General features: G+C 71.8%; 24 protein-coding genes. 11 read left to right on the top strand and 13 right to left on the bottom strand.

From position 1 onward, the window contains the following. Positions 1 to 5 precede the first annotated feature (5 nt). Together J2W20_RS15125 and J2W20_RS15130 are read right to left on the bottom strand one after the other, a co-directional pair. Positions 6 to 1,301: a CaiB/BaiF CoA transferase family protein gene (locus J2W20_RS15125; RefSeq protein WP_307007521.1), complete on the bottom strand. Its 1,296-nt coding sequence runs from the start codon at positions 1,299 to 1,301 to the stop codon at positions 6 to 8. Then, positions 1,298 to 2,623, bottom strand: a complete 1,326-nt coding sequence (locus tag J2W20_RS15130; RefSeq protein ID WP_307007523.1) for an MFS transporter — start codon at positions 2,621 to 2,623, stop codon at positions 1,298 to 1,300. Before J2W20_RS15130 ends, J2W20_RS15125 begins: the two co-directional genes overlap by 4 nt. 223 nt (positions 2,624 to 2,846) lie before the next feature. On the opposite strand from J2W20_RS15130, the gene J2W20_RS15135 reads away from it, so the two are divergent. The 3 genes from J2W20_RS15135 (at position 2,847) to J2W20_RS15145 (ending at position 6,215) form a co-directional block, all read left to right on the top strand. Further along, complete coding sequence (locus tag J2W20_RS15135) at positions 2,847 to 3,698, top strand: IclR family transcriptional regulator (protein WP_307007524.1); 852 nt, start codon at positions 2,847 to 2,849, stop codon at positions 3,696 to 3,698. Positions 3,699 to 3,821: 123 nt separating this feature from the next. Continuing rightward, complete coding sequence (locus J2W20_RS15140; protein WP_307007526.1) at positions 3,822 to 4,796, top strand: LacI family DNA-binding transcriptional regulator; 975 nt, start codon at positions 3,822 to 3,824, stop codon at positions 4,794 to 4,796. A 54-nt stretch (positions 4,797 to 4,850) separates the two neighbouring features. Continuing rightward, on the top strand, positions 4,851 to 6,215 hold the full coding sequence (locus tag J2W20_RS15145; protein ID WP_307007528.1) for an MFS transporter: 1,365 nt from the start codon (positions 4,851 to 4,853) through the stop codon (positions 6,213 to 6,215). Positions 6,216 to 6,338: 123 nt separating this feature from the next. Here J2W20_RS15145 and J2W20_RS15150 read toward each other — a convergent pair whose 3' ends face one another. Next, positions 6,339 to 8,177 carry a glycoside hydrolase family 15 protein gene (locus J2W20_RS15150; RefSeq protein WP_307007529.1) on the bottom strand — a complete coding sequence of 613 codons (1,839 nt, stop codon included), beginning with the start codon at positions 8,175 to 8,177 and terminating at the stop codon, positions 6,339 to 6,341. Position 8,178: 1 nt separating this feature from the next. Next, entirely contained in the window at positions 8,179 to 9,201 is a 1,023-nt protein-coding gene (locus J2W20_RS15155; protein WP_307007530.1) for a glucose 1-dehydrogenase, read from the bottom strand. A gap of 250 nt (positions 9,202 to 9,451) precedes the next feature. Here J2W20_RS15155 and J2W20_RS15160 point away from each other — a divergent pair, with 250 nt between their 5' ends. Beyond that, positions 9,452 to 10,303 carry a VanW family protein gene (locus J2W20_RS15160; RefSeq protein WP_307007532.1) on the top strand — a complete coding sequence of 284 codons (852 nt, stop codon included), beginning with the start codon at positions 9,452 to 9,454 and terminating at the stop codon, positions 10,301 to 10,303. Between the two features lie 22 nt (positions 10,304 to 10,325). On the opposite strand, the gene J2W20_RS15165 is transcribed toward J2W20_RS15160, so the two are convergent. From J2W20_RS15165 to J2W20_RS15185, 5 genes are all read right to left on the bottom strand, one after another. After that, the gene (locus J2W20_RS15165; protein ID WP_307007533.1) at positions 10,326 to 10,730 is read right to left on the bottom strand and encodes a DUF779 domain-containing protein; all 405 of its coding nucleotides are present in this window, start codon (positions 10,728 to 10,730) and stop codon (positions 10,326 to 10,328) included. Continuing rightward, positions 10,730 to 11,758 (bottom strand): alcohol dehydrogenase AdhP, encoded by a 1,029-nt coding sequence (gene adhP / locus J2W20_RS15170; protein WP_307007535.1) that lies wholly within the window; start codon positions 11,756 to 11,758, stop codon positions 10,730 to 10,732. Before adhP ends, J2W20_RS15165 begins: the two co-directional genes overlap by 1 nt. Before the next feature lie 101 nt (positions 11,759 to 11,859). Further along, on the bottom strand, positions 11,860 to 13,383 hold the full coding sequence (gene adh, locus J2W20_RS15175; protein ID WP_307007536.1) for an aldehyde dehydrogenase: 1,524 nt from the start codon (positions 13,381 to 13,383) through the stop codon (positions 11,860 to 11,862). A gap of 123 nt (positions 13,384 to 13,506) precedes the next feature. Beyond that, a complete protein-coding gene (locus J2W20_RS15180; RefSeq protein ID WP_307007538.1) occupies positions 13,507 to 13,746 on the bottom strand; it encodes a hypothetical protein in 240 nt (79 codons plus the stop codon). Next, on the bottom strand, positions 13,743 to 13,949 hold the full coding sequence (locus J2W20_RS15185; protein ID WP_307007539.1) for a hypothetical protein: 207 nt from the start codon (positions 13,947 to 13,949) through the stop codon (positions 13,743 to 13,745). The genes J2W20_RS15180 and J2W20_RS15185 overlap by 4 nt, the downstream gene beginning before the upstream one ends. Before the next feature lie 76 nt (positions 13,950 to 14,025). Here J2W20_RS15185 and J2W20_RS15190 point away from each other — a divergent pair, with 76 nt between their 5' ends. Continuing rightward, positions 14,026 to 14,688, top strand: a complete 663-nt coding sequence (locus tag J2W20_RS15190; protein ID WP_307007540.1) for a response regulator transcription factor — start codon at positions 14,026 to 14,028, stop codon at positions 14,686 to 14,688. A 40-nt stretch (positions 14,689 to 14,728) separates the two neighbouring features. Here the strand turns inward: J2W20_RS15190 and J2W20_RS15195 are convergent, their stop codons facing one another. Both J2W20_RS15195 and J2W20_RS15200 read right to left on the bottom strand, forming a co-directional pair. After that, positions 14,729 to 15,730 (bottom strand): CapA family protein, encoded by a 1,002-nt coding sequence (locus J2W20_RS15195; RefSeq protein ID WP_307007542.1) that lies wholly within the window; start codon positions 15,728 to 15,730, stop codon positions 14,729 to 14,731. Positions 15,731 to 15,751: 21 nt separating this feature from the next. Next, a complete protein-coding gene (locus J2W20_RS15200) occupies positions 15,752 to 16,462 on the bottom strand; it encodes a hypothetical protein (protein ID WP_307007543.1) in 711 nt (236 codons plus the stop codon). Positions 16,463 to 16,596: 134 nt separating this feature from the next. Between J2W20_RS15200 and J2W20_RS15205 the strand changes: the two genes are divergently transcribed. Further along, positions 16,597 to 17,100, top strand: coding sequence for a LysM peptidoglycan-binding domain-containing protein (locus J2W20_RS15205; protein WP_307007545.1), 504 nt, complete (start codon positions 16,597 to 16,599; stop codon positions 17,098 to 17,100). Further along, positions 17,100 to 17,558, top strand: coding sequence for an SRPBCC family protein (locus J2W20_RS15210; RefSeq protein WP_307007546.1), 459 nt, complete (start codon positions 17,100 to 17,102; stop codon positions 17,556 to 17,558). Before J2W20_RS15205 ends, J2W20_RS15210 begins: the two co-directional genes overlap by 1 nt. On the opposite strand, the gene J2W20_RS15215 is transcribed toward J2W20_RS15210, so the two are convergent. Next, the gene (locus J2W20_RS15215) at positions 17,509 to 19,317 is read right to left on the bottom strand and encodes a glycoside hydrolase family 15 protein (RefSeq protein ID WP_307007547.1); all 1,809 of its coding nucleotides are present in this window, start codon (positions 19,315 to 19,317) and stop codon (positions 17,509 to 17,511) included. The genes J2W20_RS15210 and J2W20_RS15215 overlap by 50 nt on opposite strands. A 13-nt stretch (positions 19,318 to 19,330) precedes the next feature. Then, entirely contained in the window at positions 19,331 to 19,807 is a 477-nt protein-coding gene (locus tag J2W20_RS15220) for a hypothetical protein (protein WP_307007548.1), read from the bottom strand. A 277-nt stretch (positions 19,808 to 20,084) separates the two neighbouring features. Here J2W20_RS15220 and J2W20_RS15225 point away from each other — a divergent pair, with 277 nt between their 5' ends. The 4 genes from J2W20_RS15225 (at position 20,085) to J2W20_RS15240 (ending at position 24,576) form a co-directional block, all read left to right on the top strand. Beyond that, a complete protein-coding gene (locus J2W20_RS15225; protein ID WP_307007550.1) occupies positions 20,085 to 21,455 on the top strand; it encodes an MFS transporter in 1,371 nt (456 codons plus the stop codon). Positions 21,456 to 21,571: 116 nt separating this feature from the next. Beyond that, the gene (locus J2W20_RS15230; protein ID WP_307007551.1) at positions 21,572 to 22,219 is read left to right on the top strand and encodes a GntR family transcriptional regulator; all 648 of its coding nucleotides are present in this window, start codon (positions 21,572 to 21,574) and stop codon (positions 22,217 to 22,219) included. 36 nt (positions 22,220 to 22,255) lie between these two features. Beyond that, positions 22,256 to 23,044, top strand: coding sequence for an aspartate/glutamate racemase family protein (locus tag J2W20_RS15235; protein ID WP_307007552.1), 789 nt, complete (start codon positions 22,256 to 22,258; stop codon positions 23,042 to 23,044). After that, positions 23,041 to 24,576 (top strand): amidohydrolase family protein, encoded by a 1,536-nt coding sequence (locus J2W20_RS15240; protein WP_307007553.1) that lies wholly within the window; start codon positions 23,041 to 23,043, stop codon positions 24,574 to 24,576. Before J2W20_RS15235 ends, J2W20_RS15240 begins: the two co-directional genes overlap by 4 nt. Positions 24,577 to 24,578: the final 2 nt, after the last annotated feature.

Raw genomic sequence — 24,578 nt, forward strand, 5'->3', positions numbered from 1 at the left:
GCCCGTCATCCCAGCGCCCCCGTGGCGTGGAGGCGCTCGAGGTCGTCCTGGCTGTAGCCGAGGCCCGCGAGCACCTCGTCGCTGTGCTGGCCGAGCAGCGGCGGGGGCGTCCGCACGGCGGCGGGGGTGCGCGTGAGGCGGATGGGGCAGGCCAGCGTCCTGAGGCGCCCCGCGGTGGGGTGCTCGATCTCGGCGACCATCCCCCGGGCCAGGACCTGCGGGTCCCGGACCGCCTCGGCGACGGTCTGGATCGGGCCCACGGGGACGCCTGCGTCGGCGAGCGCGGCGAGCCAGTCCGCCGTCGGCCGTGTCCGCAGGATCTCCTCGAGGAGGGGGATGAGCTCGTCGCGGTGGGCCACGCGGAGCGGGTTGGCGCGGAAGCGGGGGTCCTCGGCGAGGTCGGGGCGCCCCACGGCGTCGGTGAAGCGGCGCCAGAGCCCGTCGTTGCCCACCGCGACCATGATCCAGCCGTCGGCGGTGGGGAACGCCTGGTAGGGGGCGATGGTGGGGTGGGCCGAACCGTACCGCTTCGGAGTCTCGCCGCTGGCGAAGTAGCCGCTGGCCACGTAGGTGAGCCAGGAGACCGAGCCGTCGAGCAAGCTGATGTCCACCCATTGGCCGCGGCCCGTGCGGTCGCGCTCGTGCAGGGCCGCAAGGATGCCGATCACGGCCCAGGTGCCCGCGATGAGGTCCGAGCCGCTCACGCCGAACCGCACCGGGGGGCCGTCCGTCTCCCCCGTGACGCTCATGATCCCGCTGCGGGCCTGGGCGATCGCGTCGTACCCGGCGCTGGAGGCCTCGGGCCCGGTCTGCCCGTAGCCGCTGATCGAGGCGTAGATCAGGCCCGGGTTCTCGGCGGCGAGGTCCTCGTAGCCGAGGCCGAGCCGCTGCGCGGTCCCCGGGCGGAAGTTCTCCACCACCACGTCGGCGCGGCGTGCGAGGCGGCGGACCGCGGCGAGCCCCTCCTCGGACTTGAGGTCCACCGCGAGGCTGCGCTTGTTGCGGTTCACGGAGAGGTAGTAGGCGGCCTCCTCGCCCTGGAACGGCGGGCCCCACTGCCTCGTGTCGTCGCCGTGGCCGGGCTGCTCGACCTTGATCACGTCCGCCCCGAGGTCCGCGAGGGTCATGGTGGCGAACGGGCCCGAGAGGATGCGGCTCAGGTCCAGGACCACGAGGTCGCGCAGCGGACCCTCCGGGGCGGAGGACTGGTCTGGGCTGGTGCCGGGCGCGGTGCCCCGGGCCGCGCCGGGCGCCACCGGGTGGGCCGCGCCCGGGCGGACGCCGGTCTGGTGCACCGTCATGCGTGCCTCATGGACTTGTGCGAGCGGGCCGCGGGCGCCGCGGCCCCCGCCGTCCGCCTGCTGGGCAGCAGCAGGAGCGCCGCCATGCTGACCGCCGCGCAGATGATGATGTAGATCGAGATCGGGACGGAGCTGCCCGTGCCCGCCAGGAGGGCGGCGGCGATGAGCGGAGCCGGGCCGCCGGCGATCACGCTCGCGAGCTGGTAGCCCAGGCCCGCCCCGGTGTACCGGATGTCGGCGTCGAAGCTCTCCGCGATGAGGGCGGCCTGGGGCCCGTACTGGATGTCGTGGAAGATGAGGCTCACCACCACGGCGATGCCGATGAACAGTGCGTTGCCGGTGTTCATCAGCCCGAAGTACGGGAAGGCGTAGAGGGCGGTGAGCACCACGCCGATGCCGTAGATGAGCTTCCTGCCGAACCGGTCGGAGAGCCTGCCGAACACCGGGATGCTGATGAGCCCGAGGGCCGCGGCGATGAGGGTGTCCACGAGGATCGCGTCGCTGTTGAACTTCAGCTGCTTGGTCGCGTAGGTGATGACGAACGTGATGAACAGGTAGAACGGCGCCTGCTCGGAGGTGCGCACGAGCGCGGTCAGGAGGATCTCCTTGGGCTGGCGGCGGATGGCCTCGAGCAGCGGCACGCGCACCACCTTGTCCTGGGTGCGGACCTCCTCGAACTCCGGGCTCTCCACCACGCGCAGCCGCACGAACAGGCCGACGCCGACCAGGATGATGCTCAGCAGGAAGGGCACGCGCCAGCCCCAGGCGGAGAAGTCCGCGCCGGTGACCCCGGAGGTCAGGCGGACCAGGCCGGTCGAGAGCACGAGGCCCAGCGGGACGCCCATCTGCGGCCAGCTCGCCGAGAGGCCGCGGCGCTCCTTGTGGCCCCACTCCATCGCGATGAGCACGGAGCCGCCCCACTCGCCGCCCACGCCGATGCCCTGGATGATGCGCAGCACGGTCAGGAGGATCGGGGCCCAGACGCCGATGACCTGATAGGTCGGGAGCACGCCGATCAGCACGGTGCCGAACGCCATGAGGAACAGGGTGACCATGAGCGTCGTCTTGCGCCCGATCCGGTCGCCGTAGTGCCCGAAGATGGCCGCACCGACGGGGCGGGCCACGAAGCCGACGAACTGGGTGCCGAAGGCGGCGATGATCCCGGCGAAGTTGTCCCCGCCCGGGAAGAACAGGTGCGGGAACACGAGGGCGGCCGCCGTCCCGTAGAGGAAGAAGTCGTACCACTCGATCGTGGTGCCCACCACGCTCGCATAGGTGGCTCGGCGCACGGCCTGTTCGCGGGTTACTGCGTGAACACTCATCAGTCCTCCATTGGCATGATGCGGGGTCCAGTGGGCCCTGTCTTCGGGGCGATCTCCCGGCTCGTCTGCAAGCGCTTTCCCTGCTCGTCTTCGAGCTGCGAAACCCGTATTGTGATTTGCGTACCCATATTCCGGGTTGAACAATCGGCATGTCAACGGTTTTTCATCAGAGAATGTGAGCTGGGCCACGGCAGCCAGCCGCCCAGGAGGAGGCATCGCAGTGATGGCGAAGGAATCAGGCAGCGTCGGCGCACCCCTCCTGGTGCTCGCCAAGGTCTCGGCGATCCTCGACTGCTTCTCGGCGGAGGCGCCCGAGCCCACGCTGCAGCAGATCATCCGGGGCACGGGCCTGCCCCAGAGCACGTGCCAGCGCCTCGTGCAGAACATGGTGCGCGAGGGTTTCCTCGACAAGGACGGCGACACGTACCGGATCGGGATCCAGCTCGTCCGGTGGGCAACGCCGGGCACGATCGGCCTCGACATCGTGCGCACGGTTCGGCCCATCCTCCACGCCCTGCGCGACGAGACCGGGGAGACGGCCTGCCTCTACGTGCGAGACGGCGCGCACCGCACCGTGGTGTCCGTGGCCGAGACCCGCCACGTGGTCATGCGGCCGTTCTACGTGGGCCAGGTGATGCCGATCCACGCCGGGGCGCCGGGGAAGATCTTCCTCGCGTTCGACCCCGAGGCCCGGGCCGCGATCGAGGACGCCGAACTGACCAGGTTCACGGCCCACACCCCGGACAGCTGGGAGCAGCTGGACGAGCAGGTGGAACAGGCCCGCCTGCAGGGGTTCTTCGCCGCCTTCGGCGAGCGCAACAGCGACGTCGGCTCCATCAGCGCCCCGGTCTACAGCCACACCGGAGACCTCGCAGCCGTGCTCGGCGTCGGCTTCCCCGTCCAGCGGGTCGGCCCGGACGACGTCGACAGGCTGGGGCCCGCGGTGGCGCGCGCCGCCCGCGAGGCGAGCGAGGCCATGGGCTACCGGGCGCCCGAACCGCACCCGACCGCCGCTCCGCCCGCGCCCGCGGGAGGCGGCCGCGGCAGCCGGAGGCTCTCCGCCGCAGAAGCGTAGGTCGCCACTGCACCGGTTCCAGCCGATTTCTGCAACGGCTTGACGCGTTGCAGAAACGGTGTCAATCTGGAGTGGTCGCTGTGATGGCGGCCACAGGATGTGAACCGGAACGAGGAGGTCCCGATGGCGACGATCGCTGACATCGCCAGCGCCGCCGGCGTCTCCAAGTCCACGGTCTCCCGGTCCTTCACGCGCCCCGACTCGGTCAACACCGAGACGCGGGAGCGGGTCCTGGCCGTGGCCGCGGAACTGGGCTACAGCGCCGCTCCGGCCAAGGCCGAGTCGACCGGGACCGTCGCCCTGTACATCCCGGACATCTCCAACCCCTACTACCCGCCGCTCGTGCGGGCCATCCAGTCCTCGTGCCGCAGGCAGTCGCTCTCGCTCATCATGGTCGACGGCGACGACGACCCCGAGGCCGACGCCGAGGAGCTCGAGCGGATCATCGGGCGCGTGGACGGCGCGATCGTCTTCGCCCCGAGGCTGGACGCCGCCCGCATCCACGCGCTCGACGCCGTCTCGCCCGTGGTGCTCATCAACCACGTGGTCGAGGGCCTGCCCTCGGTGATCCTCTCCGCACCGGAGGGGGCCCGCCAGGCGGTCGAGCACCTTGCGGCGCTCGGCCACCGGGCCATCGCGTACCTCGCCAGCTGGGAGGACAACTACACCTCCCGGGTACGCCTGGCCGCCGCGGAGGAGGCCGCCGACCACCTCGGCGTCACCCTGCGCGTGCTCACGCACGCCGAGCCGACCTACATCGCGGGGGTGCGGGGAGCGGACCTGGTCCTGGCCGAGCCCGTCACCGCCGTGATCGCGCACAACGACCTCATGGCCTTCGGGTGCATGAACCGCCTCGCGGACCGCGGGATCCGCGTGGGCAAGGACGTCAGCGTCATCGGGTTCGACGACGTCTGGCTCGCCTCCGCCTCCCGTCCCACCCTGACCACGGTGAACACACCGTACGAGCGGGGCGGCGCCGTCGCCCTCCGCATGCTGACCGAGCGCATCGGCGACCCCGATCGCCCGGCCAGCACGGTCCATCTGTCGGGGGACCTCGTGGTCCGCGACAGCACTGGCCCCGCCCCCGCGCTCGCCTGACCGGCCCCGCGCTCCCCCTTCTCCGTTCCGCCCTCAGTGACGAAAGACGAGCTCATGAGCAGCTACTCCGACACGCCGTCCGGCATCGTCGATCCCGACATCGCAACCCCCGAGGAGCAGACGCGCCGCGTCCGTCGGGCCAAGAAGGCCGCCCTCGCCGCCTTCCTCGGCGGCGCCCTCGAGTACTACGACTTCTTCGTGTACGCGACCGCGGCGTCCCTCGTGTTCTCCAAGATCTTCTTCCCCGCCGGTGATCCGGTGGTCGCGCAGATCTCCTCGTTCGCCACCTTCGGCGTGGCCTACGTGGCACGGCCGTTCGGCGCGATCGTCTTCGGGCACCTCGGCGACCGGATCGGGCGCAAGAACACGCTCGTGCTCACGCTCGTGCTCATGGGCGCATCGACGTTCCTCATCGGCGCGCTGCCGGACTTCCATGCGGTCGGCTACCTCGCACCGGTCCTGCTCGTGGCCCTGCGGCTGCTGCAGGGGCTCTCGGCCGGGGCCGAGACCGCGGGCGCATCGGCCCTGACCATGGAGGAGTCCCCGGTGGGACGCCGCGCATTCTTCCCGTCGTTCTCGATGAGCGGCATCTCCACGGGCATCGTCCTGGCCTCGCTCGTGTTCCTCCCCGTCGCCGCGATGTCCAACGCCGACCGCCTCGCCTGGGGCTGGAGGATCCCGTTCTGGTCCTCGATCGTGGTCCTGATCGTCGCGTTCCTCGTCCGGCGCACCCTCGAGGAGCCCGAGGTCTTCGAGGAGAAGGCCCAGCACCACGAGCTGGTCAAGCTTCCCTTCCTGGACATGCTCCGGACCCACCCGGCGCAGTTCATCCAGGTCGCCCTGATGTCCTTCGAGACCGTGACCAACACGTTCATGCAGTCCTTCGGCCTGGCCTACGCCGTCTCGGTGGGCATCAACGCCCAGACCATGCTGTGGGTCAGCATCGTCGGCAACGTCATCGCCATCGCCACCCAGCCGCTCTCCGCGATGTTCGCCGACAAGTTCGGCCGGAAGCCGATCTTCATCGCCGGCGTCAGCGGCTCGGCCGTGCTCATCTTCGTCTACTTCTGGGCCATCTCGACGGCGAACATCCCGCTCGTCTTCGTGGTCTCGACGCTCATCACGGCGGGCACGTACGCGATGTCCAACGCCATCTACCCGGCCTGGTTCGCCGAGCTGTTCAACGTCCGCGTCCGCTACTCGGGAATGGCCGTCGGCCTCCAGATCGGCATCCTCTGCGCAGGCTTCACGCCGCTGCTCGGCACCGCCCTCGTCGGCAAGGTCGCGGCCAACTGGGGACCGGCCGCCTGGATCGTGGCAGGCTCCACGATCCTCGCCCTCATCGGCGCCATCTGGGCCCGCGAGACGTTCCGGACGCCGATCCACGAGCTCGGCAACCCCGTCCGCGGCAGCAAGTAGGCCCCCGGCCCCCAGCGGCCGGCGGACCTGACCCCTCAGACGGGCGGATCCCACTCCTCACCATCAGGGACATGACCCCTCAACGCGAACACCGTTGAGGGGTCATGTCCCTGCGTTGAGGGGTCATGTCCCTGTCGATGCGGGGTCCTTCTGGGGGTGCCGGCGCCGCTTGTGTCCGCCCACGGGCGCGTCGCTGCCGTGGGCGCGCCCGTGGTGGAGCTGCATCGCCGTCGTGATCAGCGCGAAGTGGCTGAATGCCTGGGGCGTGTTGCCGAGCTGACGGCGCGCGTCCGGGTCCCATTCCTCGCTCAGCAGGCCCACGTCGTTGCGCAGCTCGAGCAGGCGGGAGAACAGCTTCTCGGCCTCGTCCCTCCGGCCGGCCCCGAGGAGGGCCTCGACGAGCCAGAACGAGCAGGCCACGAAGATGCCCTCGCGGCCCGGGAGCCCGTCGTCGCTGCTCTGGGGGTTGTACCTGAGCACGAAGCCGTCCTGCGTCAGGTCGCGCTGGATGGCCTCGATCGTGCCGATCACGCGGGGGTCGTCGCGCGGGAGGAAGCCCACGCGCGGGATGAGCAGCAGGCTCGCGTCGAGCTGGTCGCTGCCATAGGACTGGACGAACGTGTTCCGCTCCTGGTCGAAGCCGTGCTCGAGTATGTCGGCGTGGATGCGGTCGCGCAGCGCACGCCAGCGGTCCACCGGCCCGGGCAGCCCTGACTCCTCAACCCCTTTGACCATGCGGTCGGCGGCGACCCACGCCATCACCTTCGAATGGGTGAAGTGCCGGCGGGGCCCCCGCATCTCCCACAGCCCGTTGTCCGGCTGGTCCCAGATCTTCTCGAGGTGCTCCATGATGGCGATCTGGAGGTCCCACGACTCGTCGCCGTCGTCGGAGAGGGTGTTGCGGGTCAGCGCGAGGCCGTCGAGCACCTCGCCCCAGACGTCGAGCTGGAACTGGCCCGCGGCCGCGTTCCCCGTGCGTACAGGGGAGGACCCCTCGAAGCCGGGCAGCCAGTCGAGCTCCGCCTCCGGCAGGCGGCGGGCCCCGTGGAGCGAGTACATGATCTGCAGGTCGGCGGGGTCGCCGGCCACCGCGCGCAGGAGCCAGTCCCGCCACGCCGCGGCCTCGTCGGTGTACCCGCCTGCCATGAGGGACTGCAGCGTCCACGTCGCATCCCGCAGCCAGCAGTAGCGGTAGTCCCAGTTGCGGGGGCCGCCGATCTGCTCGGGCAGGGACGTGGTCGCGGCCGCGACGATCCCGCCGGTGGGCATGTAGGTCAGGGCCTTGAGCGTGATCAGCGAGCGCTGGATCGCCTCGCGGTACGGTCCCGTGGCCTGGCTCCGGGCCGTCCACTGCTCCCAGTAGTCCACGGTCCGCTTCAGGGCCTTCTCGGCGTCCACGCCCCGGGGAGGCTTCTCGTGGCTCGGGCCCCACGTGAGGACAAAGGATGCCCTCTCCCCTGCGGCGACGGTGAAGTCGCCCACCGTGCGGAAGTGCTCGCCGCGGACCGGGACGCTGCTGGCAAGGTAGACCGAGTCGGGGCCGGCGACGGCGTGCACGCCCCTCTCGGTGCGCCGCACCCACGGGACAACGTGCCCGTAGTCGAACCTGAGCACGAGCTCGGTGTGCATCTTCACGCTGCCGCTGACGCCCTCGACGATCCGCACCACATCGGCCACCCCGTCGCGCGGGGGCATGAAGTCGATGACCCGGACGGTGCCGCCCTCGGACTCCCACTCCGTCTCGAGGATGAGCGTTCCCTCGCGGTAGTGCCGGCGGGTGCAGGCCCCGGCGCCCTCCGGGGCGATGATCCACCGCCCCGCCTCGGAGTCAGCCAGAAGGGACGCGAAGCAGGCCGGTGAGTCGAAGTGCGGCAGGCACAGCCAGTCGATCGACCCGTCGGTGGCCACGAGGGCCGCCGTGTGCAGGTCGCCGATGAGGGCGTAGTCCTCGATCCGCGCCATCTCAGGCCCCCTGGACGTCGAGGACTACCTTGACGTCGTCCTGCTGGCGCTCGAAGGCCTTCGCGAAGTCCTCCAGGGGCACCCGGCGGGTGATCAGCCGGGCCAGCCAGTCGCCGTCGGCCTTCTTCAGCGCCTCCGCGGCGGCCTCGTAGTGGCCGCGGTTGGCGTTGACCGAGCCGAAGACCACGTCGTTGCCGAGCACGGCCTCGCGGTTCGCCGCGCCGACGTCGACCGGGAGCCGCTTCCCCGTGGACGAGACGCCCGTGAGGCACGTGACGGCGTCCAGGCCGTGCCGGGTGATGGTCTCCATGACCACGGAGGGCACGCCGGTGCACTCGACGAGGACGTCGGCGAGGACCCCCGAATCGGTGAGCGTGTCCGTGTGGTAGGTCGCCCCGAGCGCCTTGACGAGCTCCGGCTTCGGGCCGTCCTTCACCTGGTCGAAGACGTGCACCTCGAGGCCCCGCTGGACTCCCAGCAGCGCGGCGAGCAGCCCGACCGGGCCCGCGCCCGTCACGACCGCGACCTTCGGGTCGAAGAACGCCCGCTCCCCGATGGCCTCGGTGTGCTGCCAGGCCTTGGCCACGATCGTGGTCGGCTCGAGCAGGACGCCCACGTCGGCGAGCGCGGGATCGAGCTTCACGACGGCGTCCGGGTCGGCGCGGTACTGCTCGCGGGCGAACCCGTGGAGGCCCTTGATGCCGTGCTCGGTGTACTTGCCGTTGCGGCACATGTCCCACTGGCCCTGGGCGCACGCTGGGCACGGCACCGGGTCGGGCCGGCGCACGATGCCCACCACGAGGTCGCCCTCCGCGAGGCCGGAGCCCTCGGGCGCCGAGAGGACGCGGCCGAGGTTCTCGTGGCCGAGGATGAGGTGGTCGCTGCCGTCCGGCGCCTCCCCGTACTCGCCGGAGACGATCTCCTTGTCTGTCCCGCAGAGGCCGACGGCGATCACCTCCACCAGCACGCTGCCCTCGCCCTCTGCCGGCGCGTCCACCTGCAGCAGCTCGAGGGAATCCTTCACACCCGGTCGTACGCCCAAAGCCCTCACGGGGTCCACCTTCCATCCTGTCGCTGTCCGTTGTCTCTCTCGCGTGAAGGCTTCCCGCGGGTGGGGGCGTCGAAACGGATTCTGGGCGGACGCCGAGGCAGCTCCCAGCGGACTCCCGGGCGGCCCCGGGGCACCGCCCGGCGGCGCGCGGCCGCCGCACGCCGGCGGGCGCGGTCCACCGCCCTATGCTGGGGCCATCATCGAGGCAGCTGAGGTGGGATCCATGGCGCGCAGGCTATTCGGCGAGATTCACCCGATCACCTACCGCATGTCCGTGGCAAAGGGCAGGGTCCTGCGGAATGTGAGTGACCTCCGGCCGTCCTTGCGCCTGGCGAGGGCCCGCGATGCGGCCGACCTCCCGGCGGTCGTGTACCGGCACAGTTCCCTGATCCGCAGGCGCCTGGGCAACGTGGACCCGGAGCTCCGGGAGAACAAGGCGGTGAGCCTGTCCATCGCGGCGCCGAAGGTGGACGGCGTGCTGATCCGCCCCGGAGAGGTGTTCTCGTTCTGGAAGCTCGTGGGGCCGGTGACCGCCCGGCGCGGCTACAGGGAAGGCCTCACGATCGACCACGACCGGGCCGCGAGCGGGATCGGCGGCGGAATGTGCCAGTTCACCAACCTCATCCATTGGATGGTGCTCCACGCGCCCCTCGAGGTCGTGGAGCACCATCACCACTCCGGGCTCGACCTCTTCCCGGACTTCAACCGCCAGATCCCCTTCGGCACGGGGACCTCGATCGTGTACAACTACCTGGACTACCGCTTCCGGAATCCCACCCCGCAGACGTTCCAGCTGCGGGTCTCCGCCGGGGCCGAATACCTCTCCGGGGAGCTCCGCGCCGAATCCGCCCTCCCGCTCAAGTACCACGTCCATGAGCAGGACTCCTGCTTCTTCCGGCAGGACGGGAACGTCTACCGGCACAACTCCATCTACCGGACCGCGCGGGACAAGAGGACCGGGCTCGAGGTGCTGCGGCAGCACGTGTCCACCACCACGGCGCTGGTCTGCTACCCCGAGGAGCTCATTCGCCACCCGATCCTCGACGGGCGCCCAGCCGCCGTGGCATCCCGGTGACCGAGGCGGGAACGGACGGGCCCTACGGGATGTCCAGGATCTCGCTGCGGATCAGGAACCGCTGCCCCTCAGGGGCCTCGAGGGAGAAGCCGCTCCCCCGCCCCATCACCACATCCACCGTGAGCTGCGTGTGGGACCAGTAGCCGAACTGCTCCCGGGACATCCAGAAGGGCAGCTCCCCGCGCCCGGGCAGGTCGAACACGCCCAGGAGCACGTCCGCGTCGCCCGTGATGAGGTCCCCGTCGGGGTAGCACATGGGCGCGGACCCGTCGCAGCAGCCGCCGGACTGGTGGAACATGAGCGGCCCGTGGCGCTCCCAGAGGGTGTCCAGGAGGGCCAGCGCGGGCGCGGTCAGCGCGACCCGGGAGAAGTCCTCGCCGGGCCGCACCGGCCGTGCCGCGAGCGCTGCCGCGTGCTCGGTGGCCATCAGTACTTGATGACCACGCGGCCGTCGATCTTGGCGTGGTGCATCTCGTCGAAGACCTGGTTGATCTCCTCCAGGTCCCGCGTGTGGAACGTCGGGTGGATGAGCCCGCGCGAGTAGAAGTCGAGCGCCTCCTCGAGGTCCTGCCGCGTGCCGACGATCGAGCCGCGGATCGTGAGGCCCTTGAGCACGATGTCGAAGATCGGCGCCGGGAAGTCGCCCGGGGGCAGCCCGTTGAACACGATCGTCCCGCCGCGCCGCGCCATGCCGATCGCCTGGCCGAAGGCGGCCGGGTGGACGGCCGTGACGAGGACGCCGTGGGCGCCGCCGGTGGCCTCCTGGATGGCCGACGCCGGATCCTCGGCGAACGCGTTCACGGTCACCTCGGCGCCGTGCTTCTTCGCGAGGGCGAGCTTCTCGTCCGCGACGTCGACGGCGGCCACGCGCATGCCCATCGCCACCGCGTACTGCACGGCGATGTGGCCGAGGCCGCCGATGCCGGAGATGACGACCCACTCGCCGGGACGGACCTCGGTCTGCTTGAGGCCCTTGTACACGGTGACCCCGGCGCACAGGACCGGGGCCACCTCGTACGGGTCGGAGCCCTCGGGGATCCGGGCGGCGAACCTGGTGTCCACCAGCATGTACTGCCCGAACGAGCCGTCCACGCCGTAGCCGCCGTTCTGCTGGGCCTCGCACAGGGTCTCCCAGCCGGTGCGGCAGTACTGGCACGTGCCGCACGCGCTCCACAGCCAGGCGTTGCCGACGAGGTCGCCCTCGGCGACGTCGGTGACGCCCTCGCCGACGGCGACGACGGTGCCCACGCCCTCGTGGCCGGGGACGAGCGGGAGCTTGGGCTTGACGGGCCAGTCGCCCTGGGCCGCGTGGAGGTCGGTGTGGCAGACGCCGCTCGAGATGAGCTTCACGAGCGCCTGGCCCGGGCCGGGCGTGGGCACCTGCAGCTCGTCGACGGTCAGCTCGTCCCCGAAGGTGTGGACGACGGCGGCCTTGAAGGTCGTGGGAGTGGTCATGGTCATGCTCCTTTGCATGGCGGGGTGGGGGTGGAAGGCGGGGCGCACGACGGCGGGGGGTCGCCGCCGTCGTGCGCCCTGGGGCAGGCGTGGGGTGCGGCCTAGAAGAAGCCGAGCTTGGACTCGGCGTAGGAGACGAGCAGGTTCTTGGTCTGCTGGTAGTGCTCGAGCATCATGAGGTGGGTCTCGCGCCCGATGCCGGAGGACTTGTAGCCGCCGAACGCCGCGTGCGCGGGGTAGGCGTGGTAGTTGTTCACCCAGACGCGCCCGGCCTGGATGTCGCGGCCTGCGCGGTAGGCGGTGTTGCCGTCGCGGGACCAGACGCCGGCGCCGAGCCCGTAGAGGGTGTCGTTGGCGATCTCGAGGGCTTCCTCGTAGTCGGAGAACTTGGTGACGGAGACGACGGGGCCGAAGATCTCCTCCTGGAAGATACGCATCCGGTTGCTGCCCTCGAACACGGTGGGCTCGACGTAGTAGCCGCCGGAGAGCTCCCCGCCGAGGTCAGCGCGCCTGCCGCCGGTGAGGACCTTGGCACCCTCGGCCTTGCCGATCTCGATGTAGGAGAGGATCTTCTCGAGCTGGTCGTTGGAGGCCTGCGCGCCGATCATCGTCTCGGTGTCGAGCGGATTGCCCTGCTTGATCTTCTTGGTGCGCTCCACGACGTCGCCGAGGAAGCGATCGTAGATGCCCTCCTGGATCAGCGCGCGGGACGGGCAGGTGCAGACCTCGCCCTGGTTGAGGGCGAAGAGGGTGAAGCCCTCCTGGGCCTTGTCGTAGAAGGCATCGTCCTTCGCGGCGACGTCGTCGAAGAAGATGTTCGGGCTCTTGCCGCCAAGCTCGAGGGTGACCGGGATGAGGTTCTGGGACGCGTACTGCATGATGAGCCGGCCCGTGGTGGTCTCGCCGGTGAAGGCGATCTTGCGGATGCGCGGGCTCGAGGCCAGCGGCTTGCCGGCCTCGACGCCGAACCCGTTCACGATGTTGAGCACGCCGGCGGGGAGGAGGTCGCCGATCAGCTCGGCCAGGACGAGGATGCTCGCCGGGGTCTGCTCGGCCGGCTTGAGGACCACGGCGTTGCCGGCAGCGAGGGCGGGGGCGAGCTTCCACGTGGCCATGAGGAGCGGGAAGTTCCACGGGATGATCTGCCCGACCACGCCGAGCGGCTCGTGGAAGTGGTACGCGGTGGTGTTCTCGTCGATCTGGGAGAGCGAGCCCTCCTGGGCGCGGATGGCGCCGGCGTAGTAGCGGAAGTGGTCGACGGCGAGCGGCAGGTCGGCGGCGAGGGTCTCGCGGACGGGCTTGCCGTTGTCCCACGTCTCGGCGACGGCGAGCATCTCGAGGTTCTCCTCGATGCGCTCCGCGATGCGGTGCAGGATGAGCGCGCGCTCGGCCACGGAGGTCTTGCCCCAGCCCGGGGCGGCCTTGTGGGCGGCGTCGAGGGCGAGGTCGATGTCCGCGGCCTGCGAGCGGGCGACCTCGCAGAACACCTTGCCGGTGACCGGGGTGATGTTCTCGAAGTACTCTCCGCCGACGGGGGCGACCCACTCGCCGCCGATGAAGTTCTCGTAGCGGTCCTTGAAGGTGACCTTGGATCCCTCGGTACCGGGGAAGGCGTAGACGGTCATGGCGAAACTCCCTTGTCTCCTGGTGCCGGTGGACCGGCGTTGCAGTGAGCGTAGGAGTGGAGGGGTTGCAGGCTGGTTGCAGATGTGTGGTGCGGATCACGGGCGGCAGCGGCCGCCCCCGGGTCAGCGCCGACGGAGGCGGTACGGGCCGCCGAGCTGGCCGACCGGAATCGGGACACCCGCCCACGGCAGGGTGGTTCCCGGGACGAAGACCGTCTCAGCGTTGAAGCTGCGCTGCCGGCGGCGCCCGGAGGCGACCTCCCAGACGACGTAGACCCGGCGGCCGTCGGTCGCCACGGCGTACCCGTGGACCTCCATCCCGCCGTCCCTGACGATGACCCTCTGGGCGTCAGGGGACGTCACGTGCGGTCTGCCCCCTGGGCGTGGAACGAGAGGCCGCGCTCGTGCAGCGCCGCGACGATCTCCTGCTCGCGCTCCGCCAGCGCGTCAGCGGATCCACGCGTCCCGCGGTCGCCCGCCTGGCGCAGGGCATCCTCCACTTCGGCGAGCTCCACGATGAGTTCGCGGACCGTGGCGTGGTCCCTTTCGGCTGGCCTCTGCAACATAACGTCCACGCTAGGAGGAACAGACAAGTCTGTCTTCACCCCAAAGGGTGAAGGCCGGATGCATAGAATGAGGACCATGGGTGCGATTCGTGCGGCCTTGGTCAACGACTACGAGGTCGTGGCCCAGGGCCTGGTCAGCATGCTGCGGGAGTACCGCGACGCCGTCCGCGTCGTCGAGGTGGACCTCAGCAGGACCGTGGGGCAGCCGGTGGACATCACGCTGTACGACACCTTCGCGGCCACGCAGGGAGACGGCGAGGCGGTGCGCAAGCTCGCGGCCAACCCGCTGGCGGGCAAGGTCGTGGTCTACTCGTGGAATCTGGACCCCGCGCTCGTCTCGGCGGCGCTCGCCAACGGGGCCACGGCCTACGTCTCCAAGAGCCTCCCCGCGCGCCACCTCGTCTCGGCGCTCCAGGCCGTGCACCGCGGTGAGCTGCGGGCGCTGGCGCCAGCCGACGGATCCGGGACCGGAGTCCGCGGCGACTGGCCTGGCAGGGAGGAGGGCCTCACGCCGCGCGAGGCCGAGGTGCTGGCCCTCATCACCCAGGGCCTGGGCAACGCGGAGATCTGCGAGAGGACGCACCTCTCCATCAACTCCGTCAAGACGTTCATCCGCAGCTGCTACCGCCGGATCGGGGTGACGAACCGGAGCCAGGCCATCCTGTGGGGCATCGAGCACGGCTTCCGCCCCGACCGGGCACGGATCCGCGTCGACGAGGCGGGGCGGGAGCAGCGCTAGGCCTCCCGCTGTCCCCGGCCCCCTGCCGTCCCGTCGTGGGTCAGCCGAGCGCCAGGGCCAGGCATCCCTCGGCGGCCTGCCACACCGGACGGGTGCCGAGTTCGGCGCAGAGCCGTTCCATCCTCGCGGCGATGGGCTGCGCGGCGCGGCCGGCGAGGGATGCTCGGCGGTCCATGATGAGGGTCGGCCAGAGCAGGAGCCCCGCGGGAGCGCCGCGGCCGGCCCCGCCGTCGAGGTGGCCGCCGTCGCGCAGCTCGAGCAGGAAGACGAAGGACTGGTCGTTGCGCTCGACCGGGTCGACGGCGTAGTCGTCGATGAAGTCGCCCGCGCCGTAGAGGATGGGTCGCCCGCGGTGGACCTCGACGCCGCGGACGATGTGCGGCGAGTGGCCGAAGACGACGTCGGCGCCGTCCTCGACGAGGGCGTGCGCCAGCGCCCGGTGCGCGGCGGGGACGTCGGAGCCCCAGTTTCCGCCCCAGTGCGCCGAGACGATGAGGACGTCCACCGCGTCCCGCGTGGCCCGGACGAGCTCGCGGAGCCGGCGCCCGAGCGGGTGCGCGGCATCCGCGGGGGCGTAGGCCACCCCCGCGGACTGCGGGGCGGCGGCCCAGTCGGGGGTGTTGTCGGTGAAGGCGACGAGGCCGACGTCGAGCCCTCCGGCGCGCACGACGGCCGGCGACCACGCGGCGTCGTCGTCCCTTCCCGCTCCGGCGTGGGCGATGCCCGCGCCGTCGAGCACCGCGACCGACTCGAGCAGCGCCGCGGCGCCGAAGTCGAGGGTGTGGTTGTTGGCGAGCGAGACCGCGTCGATGCCGGCCGCGGTCAGGCACGCGACGTTCTCCGGGGCGGAGCGGAAGTGGAAGGCCTTCCCGGGCCAGGGCGCGCCGTCCCGCGCGAGGACGCACTCGAGGTTGGCGATGCGCAGGTCGGCGCGCGCGAGCACCGGCAGGGTGTCGCCCCAGACCGACGCGGGCGCCGCGGTGCGCAGCCGCTCGTCGACGAGGCGGCCGAGCATGACGTCGCCCACGAACGCGATCCGCACGTGCGGCCCCTCTCAGGCCCGTCAGCCGGCGGCCGGCGCCCTGCCGCCCACCACGAGCTTCTCCATGCGGCCCCCGAGCGCGTCGATGCTCGAGCCGAACTGGCCCCCGAGGCCCGCGATGCGCACATAGCCCTCGAAGGCCAGCAGGAGGAGCGCGGTGATGTGCGCGTCGAGCGCGGGCTCCCGCTCCTTGGGAAGGAGCCGGAGCAGCCAGCCGTGCCGGTCCGCGGACTCCTCGAGGTACGCCGAGGCGCTGGCCGTGCCCGGGTGGGATTCGCGCTGCGCCCGGGTGAAGAGGCGCAGGAGGTCCGAGCCGCCGTCGGGCTCCACCGCCTGGCCCAGGTGATCATGCTGCAGCGCGCCGAGGAGCTCGAGCTCCTCCTCGCTCAGCCCGCGGCCGGCGTCGAGGTGGACGCCAACGAGGATCTCCACGGCCTCGGAGCGCTCCCGGCGCCCCGCCCATACGAGACGCGCGGCGTGCTCCACGAACGAGCACACGAGCGGCGCGGTCTCGGCGCCGAAGCCGAGGCGGTCGAGCCCGAGCACCGCCTGCGCCGTGCGCTTGGCCCGCATGAGCCAGCCCCAGGCCACGGCGACGGCGCGGGCCTCGTCCAGCTCCTCCCGCGAGCCGTTCTCGATCCAGTGCGCCGGCACGGGGATGGGGTGGTCGATCAGGGCGACCAGGTCATCGAGGGCGTGGGTCCAGCTGTCAGCAGGCACGTTCTCCGCCATGCCACCAGTGTGCGCCCGCGCCCCGGCCCCAGGGGAGGCCCATAGCCTCTGGTGCGCCGGGCCGTGCGGCACGCGCGGGCCGCCCGGGCCCTCCGGCCTTGTCGCGCGCGAGGCGCGGGCCTGAGACTGGGGGCATGTCGATCCTGCCGCAGATCAGCCTCCGCACCCCGCTCCCCTTCGACATCCTCGGCGCCCAGGTGGCCGTGACAGGACTGGGGTCCGCATTCGAGGGCGTGTACGGGTCCGTCGTGGTGCGCGACGGTGCCGGGCACGTGGTCGCCGAGTCGAACCTGCTCGGCGGGGGCAACGGGTTCTCGCTCTTCCACAGCGCGTTCGGACTGGGGGTGCCGTCCACCCCGGAGGGCACCGTGACCGTGCAGGCCACCAACCCCAGCGGCCTGCCCGAGAACGCCGCCTCCGTGACGGTCCCGGTGACCTTCGGCCGGACCCTCATGGGCGGGACGTACTCGGGGTTCACGCTGCACACCGTCCAGGAGGGGGACACGCTCTCGGGGATCGCACGGGACGTCTACGGCGACGAGGGCCGGGCCGGGCTCCTCTTCACGGCGAACCGCGACATCCTCTTCACCCCGGACGTCCTCTACCCGGGCCTCGCGCTGCGGGTGCCGATGGCCTGATGGTCCGCCTTGCGGGGTCCATCACGATCGCGCGGCCGCCGGAGGCCGTGTTCGACGTGGTGGCCGACGAGCGCAACGAGCCGCTCTACAACCCCGCCATGACCTCGGTCGAGAAGCTGACCGGGGGGCCGGTCGGGGTCGGGACACGGTGGCGCGCCACCATGATGGCCCGGGGCCGGCCCACGGACATGGAGCTCGAGGTCACCGAGTTCTCCCGGCCCACCCGGCTCGGGACGGTCACGCGGATGACGACGGCGACCGTCACGGGGGCGCTCACGCTCACCCCTGCGCGGGGCGGGACCGTGATGAGCTGGGACTGGAGCCTCCGGCTCCGCGGGCCAATGCGGCTGCTGGGCCCGCTGTTCGCGCGTGCGGGGCGGCGCCAGGAGGAGCGCATCTGGGCATCGCTCAAGCGCCTGCTGGAGAGCGAGGGGAATCGGCGGCCCGCAGGGCGATAGCGGCCTGCACGAGGGCCGCATGGGTGAGGCACTGCGGGAAGTTGCCGAGCTGTTCGAGGGTCTCCGGATCCATCTCCTCGCCATAGAGGCCGAGGGGCGTCGCCAGCCGCAGGAGGTCCTCGAAGGCGCTCTCCGCCTCGCCGCGGCGGCCGGTGACCGCGAGCGCCTCGACCATCCAGAAGGAGCAGGGAAGGAAGGCCCCTTCTCCCCCGGGAAGCCCGTCCCGGCCCGGAGGGTACCGGTACAGGAGGGGTCCTCCCGCCGCGAGCTCGCGGCCGATCCGTTCGACAGTGGCCGCCAGGCGCGGGGACCCGGGGTCCTCGAACCCGAGCCCGGGCAGCATCAGCAGGGCCGCATCGGGATCGTCCGAGCCGTAGGCGCGGCGGTAGCTCCCGGTGGACGGATGGATCCCCCGCGCCCGGACCTCCGCTTCGATCCCCTCCCGGGCCTCCTGCCAGCGGCGCAGCTTCCGCGCCCGCGCCCCTTGACGCGAGGCGATCCGGAGCGCCCGGTCCAGCGCGACCCACGCCATCACCTTCGAGTGCACGTGGTGTGCGGGGGCGCCGCGGACCTCCCAGATCCCGGCGTCGGGGTCCTGCCAGCGCGCTGCCACGTAGTCGGCGAAGGAGCGCATGGCCCGCCACATCTCCGAGGAGAGGGGATGGCCGGCCTCGACAGACGCCCAGGCCGCATCCAGCACCCAGCCGTACCCGTCGAGCTGATGCTGGGCCGCCGCCAGGTTCCCGACGCGGACGGGTTCGCTGCCCCGGTAGCCGGGCCAGCCCGGCAGGGTCCGCTCGGTGGGCACGGGCGTCCCCCACAGCGTGAGCAGGGCCGGCAGGCGCGGCCGGTCCAACCTGCTGGCATGGAGCAGCCAGCCCAGGAACCGCGCGGCGTCGTCACCCTTCCCGACCGCGAGGAAGGTCCGCGCCCCCAGGCTCGCGTCCCGGGGCCACGTGTAGCGGTAATCCCAGTTCCGCAGGCCTCCCGGTTCCTCCGGCAGGGACGTGGTCGGCGCCGCGACGGGCGCACCAGAGGGCGAGAAGCTCAGCAGCCGCAGCGTCAGCAGGCTCCGGACCACGGCTTCGCGGTGGGGGAGGTCGTCGTCGACTTCCGCGGACCACGCCCGCCACCTCTCCTCGTCCGCGGCGACCAGATCCCAGGCGGCGGCCGGATCCAGGAGCACGAGGGGCTCACCGGACGCGATGGAGAGGACCAGTGTCAGGGGCCTGCCGGGGACGACGACGGCCCGCGACGGTGCTCCGGGCCGGACGGCCAGGGGCGCATCTGCGGAGAACGACAGGGCCAGGCGCCCGGCCTCGGCCACGAGGTGCGCTCCCCGACGGCTCCAGCGGCAGGCGGACCCGCCGGGCCGGGGGTCGAGCATGATCGAGACCTCCACGGGTCCTCGGGAGGCGCTGAGTCGGCGCACCAGGACCGAGGCCGGAGCGAGCGTCCCGGCCGTCTCCGCCACCATCGCCTCCTCCAGCAGCAGCCGGCCGCCGTTGGCCTCCCACTCCGTCTCCAGCGTGGCGGTCCCGCGCCGGTACCGCCGGGTGACAGGCGGCACGGCCTGCTGGGGGCCAACGGCGAAGGACCCGCTCCGCTCTCCTCCGACGAGGGCTCCGAAGACGGGAGTGCCATCGAAGGAGGGCGCGCAGAGCCAGTCGACCGAGCCGGCAGAGGACGCGAGTGCCGCCGTGCGGGTATCGCCCAGCAGCCCGTAGTCGGCGATCGGGACCCCCACAGTGCTGGCCATGGTTGCGGTCTCCCTACTGAGGCCCCAGGAGCAGGCCGAGGACCGTGCCGTACAGGACATGGGCTACCGCGGTCACCACGGGGGTCTGGATCCCGTAGTTAAGTCCGAGCAGGCCCGGAGGCTCGAGGACGGCACGCGTCGACGGGCCGGAGCGCGCCGTCGCCATCCTCGGATGGGCCCCCGGCAGGAGCGGCAGGACCACCGTCAGGGCCACCGAACCGTGCAGTGCCCCCAGGAGGGCCCCCGCCCACCAGCTGCTCGCGCCCAACAGGGCGAACGCCGCCGCGTAGCCGAGGGCGAAGCACTGCCCGGCGGCCAGATGCAGGAAGAAGCCGAGGACCCGTGCCCGGTCCGGGTCCGGGGTGACCATGGTCCCCAGGAGCAGCGGCAGGTCCATCCGGGTGAGCCCTGCCATCTGGGCGACGATCATCGCTGCGGTCAGGGCCCCGGTTGCCATGAGCCCGAAGACCGCCCACCTGGCCCAGTCCACCGCCGCCTCCCTCCTCCCTAGCTTCTAGGATCTTCCATAATTTTATTTCTAGATTTTAGACGCTCCGGCGGCGTCCGAGAAGGTCCTCGGACCCGGAGATCCCAGGATCCCACGTTGGGATCCCAAATCCTTGACTGTGGTGGCCCTCACCCCGTACGCTCCTTTTGGGATCCCAAACCGGTATCCCATCGAGTTCTCGACCGTTGCGCAGCCCGTTCGGGCACGGCCGGCGCCTTCCCGCCTGCCACCTTCTCCCCAATGCCGTGAAGGAGGACGCATGTCCCTTCGAGAAGAACACCCAGACCACCCCGGCCTGGCCGACGCCCCGGCGATCGTCGCCGAGGCCCCGGCTCGGGCCACCGCCCAGGCACCGGCCAGGCCCACCGGCGTCCGCTGGAGGCTGTTCCTCCTGCTGCTGGTCCTCGTGACCGTGAACTACGTGGACCGCGGCTCCATCTCCGTGGCGCTGCCCATCATCCAGAAGGAGTTCGCCCTCTCCCCCGAGCTCGTCGGGCTCCTGCTCTCCGCCTTCTTCTGGACCTACGCGCTCATGCAGGTCCCGGTCGGCTGGCTCATCGACCGGTTCGGCCCCCGCAAGGTCGTCACGGCCTCGTGCGTGGGCTGGGGCGCGGCCACCGCCGCGTCCGGCATGGCCGGCGGATTCCTGAGCATGTTCATCGCCCGCGCCGCCATCGGCGTCACCGAGGCCGGGGTCATGCCCGCGGGCGGCAAGCTGAACGCCCTGTGGATGCACTCGAAGGAGCGCGGACGGGGCGCCACGATCCTCGATGCGGGCGCACCGCTCGGCGCCGGCGTCGGCGGCATCCTCATCACCTGGCTCATCGCCGCCACCGGCGGCTGGCGGATGTCCTTCGTCATCGCCGGCATCGCCACCGTAGTCCTCGGCGCCCTCATCTGGTGGTACGTGCGGGACAACCCCCGCGACCACCGGGCGGTCAACGCCGCGGAGGCGGAGTACCTCGAGGCCTCGCACGCCGCCGAGGACGCCGAAGCCGCGGCCGCGGGCAGCACGTCCAAGCGCGGCCTGCTGCCGTACCTGAGGTTCCGCTCCTTCTGGGCCATGTGCTTCGGCTGGCTCGGCTTCAACGGCGTGTTCTACGGTCTGCTGACGTGGGGGCCGCTGTACCTGGCCCAGGCCAAGCACTTCAACCTGAGTTCGATCGGCTGGTCCACGTTCGTGATCTTCGGTGCAGGGTTCGTCGGGGAGATCCTCGGCGGTGCCCTCGCGGACAGGCTCCGCGCTCGGGGCCACGGCGCCAACCTCGTCATGCGCTCGCTCCTCGGTGTCTCGAGCCTGATCGTGGCCGGCGGCCTCGTCGGGGTGACGGTCGTCGGAGACCCCATCACCGCCGTCGCCCTCCTGTCCGTGGTCCTGTTCTTCCTGCGCTGGGTGGGCCTCTTCTGGGCGGTCCCGGCAACGCTCGGCGGCCGCACCAACGCCGGCGTCCTCGGAGGGGCGATGAACCTCAGCGGCAACATCGCCGGCTTCGTCACCCCGATCGCCGTCGGCCTCATCGTCGGCGCCACCGGCGGCTACACCTGGGCGCTGCTGTACTTCGTCGGGTCGGCGATCATCATGGGCATCTCGGTGCTCACGCTGGACTACAGCCGCAGGCTCCCGGTCTGAGACACAGCAGGGCGGGCGGCCCCGCGCCGCCCGCCCGGGCCCCATCCCACCGTGGTCGAATGGACCACATCAGGCGCGCCGGCCCACCGGCCCCGACCATCCGTCAGGAGCGTTCAATGGCACAGCCAGTCGAGGAGTCCCTCCGGGACCGGCCCCTCCGCGAGGTCATCCGTGACACCCTCCGGACCCGCATCTTCGAGGGCTACTATGCGCCGGGGACGCGGCTGATCGAGCGCGACCTCGCCGCCGAGTTCAAGGTCTCCCGGCTTCCGGTCCGCGAGGCCCTGAGGATGCTCGGTCAGGAGGGGCTGCTCGCGGAACGGGCCACCCGCGGCTCGGTCGTCGCCGGTCTGAGCGAGAAGGAGGTCGAGGACCTCTTCGACGTCCGAGCCTCCCTCGAGGTCCTCGCCTGCCGGCTTGCGTCCCAGCGGGCCACGACCGAGGACCTCGACCGGCTGGGTGGCCTCCTGACGGCCGCCGCCGACGCCCTCGCTCGCGGGAGCATCAACGAGGCACACCGCTTCAACAACGACTTCCACGACGAGGTCACGAGGATCGCGGACAACACCTTCCTCCGCACCGCGCTCGAGCCGCTGCAGGGCCGCATGCACTGGCTCTTCCGCCATGTCACGGACCTGCCCGAGCTGATCGAGGAGCACCGGGACCTCCTCGCGGCCATCGCGAGCGGCGACCCCGAGCGGGCGGCGGCGCAGTCGAGCAGGCACATCGGCAAGTACAGGGAGCAGTACCCGGACACGGTCTGACCGCCCGGCGCCCCAGCTTCAACCCAAGGAACCGCCATGAGACTTCTGGTCATCAACCCCAACATCAGCGAGGACGTCACGTCCCTGATCCGCGCCGAGGCCGAACGGTCTGCCGCCCCCGGCACCGAGCTCCTCGTGCGCACCGCCGGCCACGGCGTCGAGTACATCGAGACCCGCTTCGAGTCCCTCGTCGCCGCGGGGGCGGTGGCCGAGCTCATCGCCGAGCACGCCGGCGAGGTCGACGGCGTCGTGGTCGCCGCGTTCGGCGACCCCGGCATGCCGGCGCTCAAGGAGCTCGTCAGCGTCCCCGTCGTCGGCATCACGGAGGCCGCGCTGTGCGCCGCCGCCCTGACCGGCCGGCGCTTCTCGATCATCGCGATCTCGGACCGCATCACCGCCTGGTACCGGGAGTGCGTCGAGGGCTTCGGGCTGGCCTCACGGCTCGCCTCGATCCGCTCGATCAAGGCCGCGCTGCGGGGCATCGGGAGCGTGCAGGAGGACTTCCGCCCGACCCTCGTGGAGCTCGCGCGGCTCGCCGTCGCGGAGGACGGCGCCGACGTCGTGATCCTCGCGGGGGCGCCGCTGGCGGGCCTTGCCCGGGACGTCGCGGAGGAGCTCCCGGTGCCGGTGATCGACGGGATCGGCGCCGGGATCCGGCTGACGGAGGCCCTCGTGGGCCTGTCCGCCGGGGCGCACCGGGCCGGCTCGTTCGCCGCGCCGCCGCCCAAGCGCCGCGCGGGGCTCTCCCCCGCGCTCGACGCCGCGCTCGACGCCGGCCAGCTGGCCTCCCCGGGCGCCGGCGCCGCAACGGCGGTGCGGGCATGAGCGCCGCCCAGCGGAACGGGGTGGCCAGCCTCGTCATCGCCCACGGCCTCGTGGTCAACGCGGCCGGCCGCCGCCTGGCCCACGTGGTGGTCGACGCCGGCCGCGTCACCGCCGTCGTCGACGCCGCCGAGCCGGTGCCCGCCGCCGAGCGCGTGATCGACGCGTCCGGACGCGTGGTCATCCCCGGCGGGATCGACGGGCACTGCCACGTCGCCCAGGTCACCGGACGGTGGCGGACCCTCGACGACTACGCCGTCACCTCGGCGGCCGCCCTCTGGGGCGGGACCACGACCATCATGGACTTCGGCATCCCCCGGGATGCGCAGGAGACCCCGCTCGAGGCCGCCGCCAACAAGCTCGCCCTCGCCGCCGGGGCGCGCTGCGACGTGGCCCTGCACGGGGCCGTCATCGACTGGGACGAGACCGTCCCGGCCCAGCTCGAGGAGCTCGCGCGGCTCGGCGTCCGGTCCGTCAAGATGTACATGACGAACCGGGGCTCGACCATGGCGGACAACGACACGGTCCTGAAGGTCATGCGCGAGATGGTGCGCCTCGACGGGCTCACCTACATCCACGCCGAGCACGACGCGATGATCGCGGACTGCACCCAGGAGCACGCCGACGCCGGCCGGATCGGCATCGGGCACCTGCACGAGACGCGGCCGGAGCTCGCCGAGGAGGCCTCCGTCCGGGAGGTGCTCGCGATGGCCGAGTACGCCGGCGCGCCCGTGTACTTCGTCCACCAGTCCACCCCGGGCGCCGTCGACCTGGTCGCCGAGGCCCGTGCCCGCGGCGTCGAGGCACACTCGGAGACCTGCCCGCACTACCTCGTCCTCGACGACGGCGTGTACTCCTCGCGGTTCCCCGAGTGGTACGCGTGCTGCCCGCCGATGCGCTCGGCGGAGACCGTCGCGGCCCTGCGCGAGCGCTTCGCCGACGGCTCCATCCATACCGTCTCGAGCGACCACTCGTGCTACGACCTCACGCAGAAGCGCGAGCGCACCGACGACATCCGGCAGATGCCGCACGGCCTCCCCGGCGTCGAGACCCGCATGCCCGTGGCCTTCACCGCCCTCGCCGAGGGCTGGGAGTACGCGGATCCTGCAGGCGCCGGGGCCAGCGGGGACGCGCACGACGGCGGGGGCCTCCTCGAGCGGTTCGTCGACCTCTTCGCCGCCGCGCCCGCGCGGATCAACGCGCTCCCGGGCAAGGGGGCGATCGCGCCCGGATTCGATGCGGACCTCGTGGTCTTCGACCCGTCCGAGGCCCGCACCGTGGACGGCGGCGGGCTGCACATGGGCACCGACTTCTCCCCGTTCCACGGCCGGAGGCTGCGTGGCTGGCCGCAGCACGTCGTCGCCGGCGGCCGCGTGGTGCTCGACGAGGAGGGGTTCCACGACCCCGGGCCTGTGGGCCGCGTCGTGGCCCGCCTCGGGTACCGCGAGTCGCTCGCCCGCGCGCGGGCCCTCCCCGCCGCTGCCGTCCCCGTCCCCGCCACCCCTGTGGGTGCCGCCGTCCCGGAAGGAGCCTGAGC

The sequence above is a fragment of the Sinomonas atrocyanea genome, from assembly GCF_030812675.1.
Lineage (GTDB): Bacteria > Actinomycetota > Actinomycetes > Actinomycetales > Micrococcaceae > Sinomonas > Sinomonas atrocyanea_B.

Bases quoted from the DNA above. Each gene is read 5' to 3' on its own strand.
- J2W20_RS15210 (WP_307007546.1), top strand. From the start codon at position 17,100: ATGGTCCGCCTTGCGGGGTCCATCACGATCGCGCGGCCGCCGGAGGCC.
- J2W20_RS15185 (WP_307007539.1), bottom strand. From the start codon at position 13,949: ATGTTGCAGAGGCCAGCCGAAAGGGACCACGCCACGGTCCGCGAACTC.
- J2W20_RS15135 (WP_307007524.1), top strand. From the start codon at position 2,847: ATGGCGAAGGAATCAGGCAGCGTCGGCGCACCCCTCCTGGTGCTCGCC.
- J2W20_RS15240 (WP_307007553.1), top strand. From the start codon at position 23,041: ATGAGCGCCGCCCAGCGGAACGGGGTGGCCAGCCTCGTCATCGCCCAC.
- J2W20_RS15225 (WP_307007550.1), top strand. From the start codon at position 20,085: ATGTCCCTTCGAGAAGAACACCCAGACCACCCCGGCCTGGCCGACGCC.
- J2W20_RS15130 (WP_307007523.1), bottom strand. From the start codon at position 2,623: ATGAGTGTTCACGCAGTAACCCGCGAACAGGCCGTGCGCCGAGCCACC.
- J2W20_RS15205 (WP_307007545.1), top strand. From the start codon at position 16,597: ATGTCGATCCTGCCGCAGATCAGCCTCCGCACCCCGCTCCCCTTCGAC.
- J2W20_RS15235 (WP_307007552.1), top strand. From the start codon at position 22,256: ATGAGACTTCTGGTCATCAACCCCAACATCAGCGAGGACGTCACGTCC.
- J2W20_RS15190 (WP_307007540.1), top strand. From the start codon at position 14,026: ATGGGTGCGATTCGTGCGGCCTTGGTCAACGACTACGAGGTCGTGGCC.
- J2W20_RS15230 (WP_307007551.1), top strand. From the start codon at position 21,572: ATGGCACAGCCAGTCGAGGAGTCCCTCCGGGACCGGCCCCTCCGCGAG.
- J2W20_RS15150 (WP_307007529.1), bottom strand. From the start codon at position 8,177: ATGGCGCGGATCGAGGACTACGCCCTCATCGGCGACCTGCACACGGCG.
- J2W20_RS15200 (WP_307007543.1), bottom strand. From the start codon at position 16,462: ATGGCGGAGAACGTGCCTGCTGACAGCTGGACCCACGCCCTCGATGAC.
- J2W20_RS15160 (WP_307007532.1), top strand. From the start codon at position 9,452: ATGGCGCGCAGGCTATTCGGCGAGATTCACCCGATCACCTACCGCATG.
- J2W20_RS15145 (WP_307007528.1), top strand. From the start codon at position 4,851: ATGAGCAGCTACTCCGACACGCCGTCCGGCATCGTCGATCCCGACATC.
- adh (WP_307007536.1), bottom strand. From the start codon at position 13,383: ATGACCGTCTACGCCTTCCCCGGTACCGAGGGATCCAAGGTCACCTTC.
- J2W20_RS15215 (WP_307007547.1), bottom strand. From the start codon at position 19,317: ATGGCCAGCACTGTGGGGGTCCCGATCGCCGACTACGGGCTGCTGGGC.
- J2W20_RS15125 (WP_307007521.1), bottom strand. From the start codon at position 1,301: ATGACGGTGCACCAGACCGGCGTCCGCCCGGGCGCGGCCCACCCGGTG.
- J2W20_RS15165 (WP_307007533.1), bottom strand. From the start codon at position 10,730: ATGGCCACCGAGCACGCGGCAGCGCTCGCGGCACGGCCGGTGCGGCCC.
- adhP (WP_307007535.1), bottom strand. From the start codon at position 11,758: ATGACCACTCCCACGACCTTCAAGGCCGCCGTCGTCCACACCTTCGGG.
- J2W20_RS15140 (WP_307007526.1), top strand. From the start codon at position 3,822: ATGGCGACGATCGCTGACATCGCCAGCGCCGCCGGCGTCTCCAAGTCC.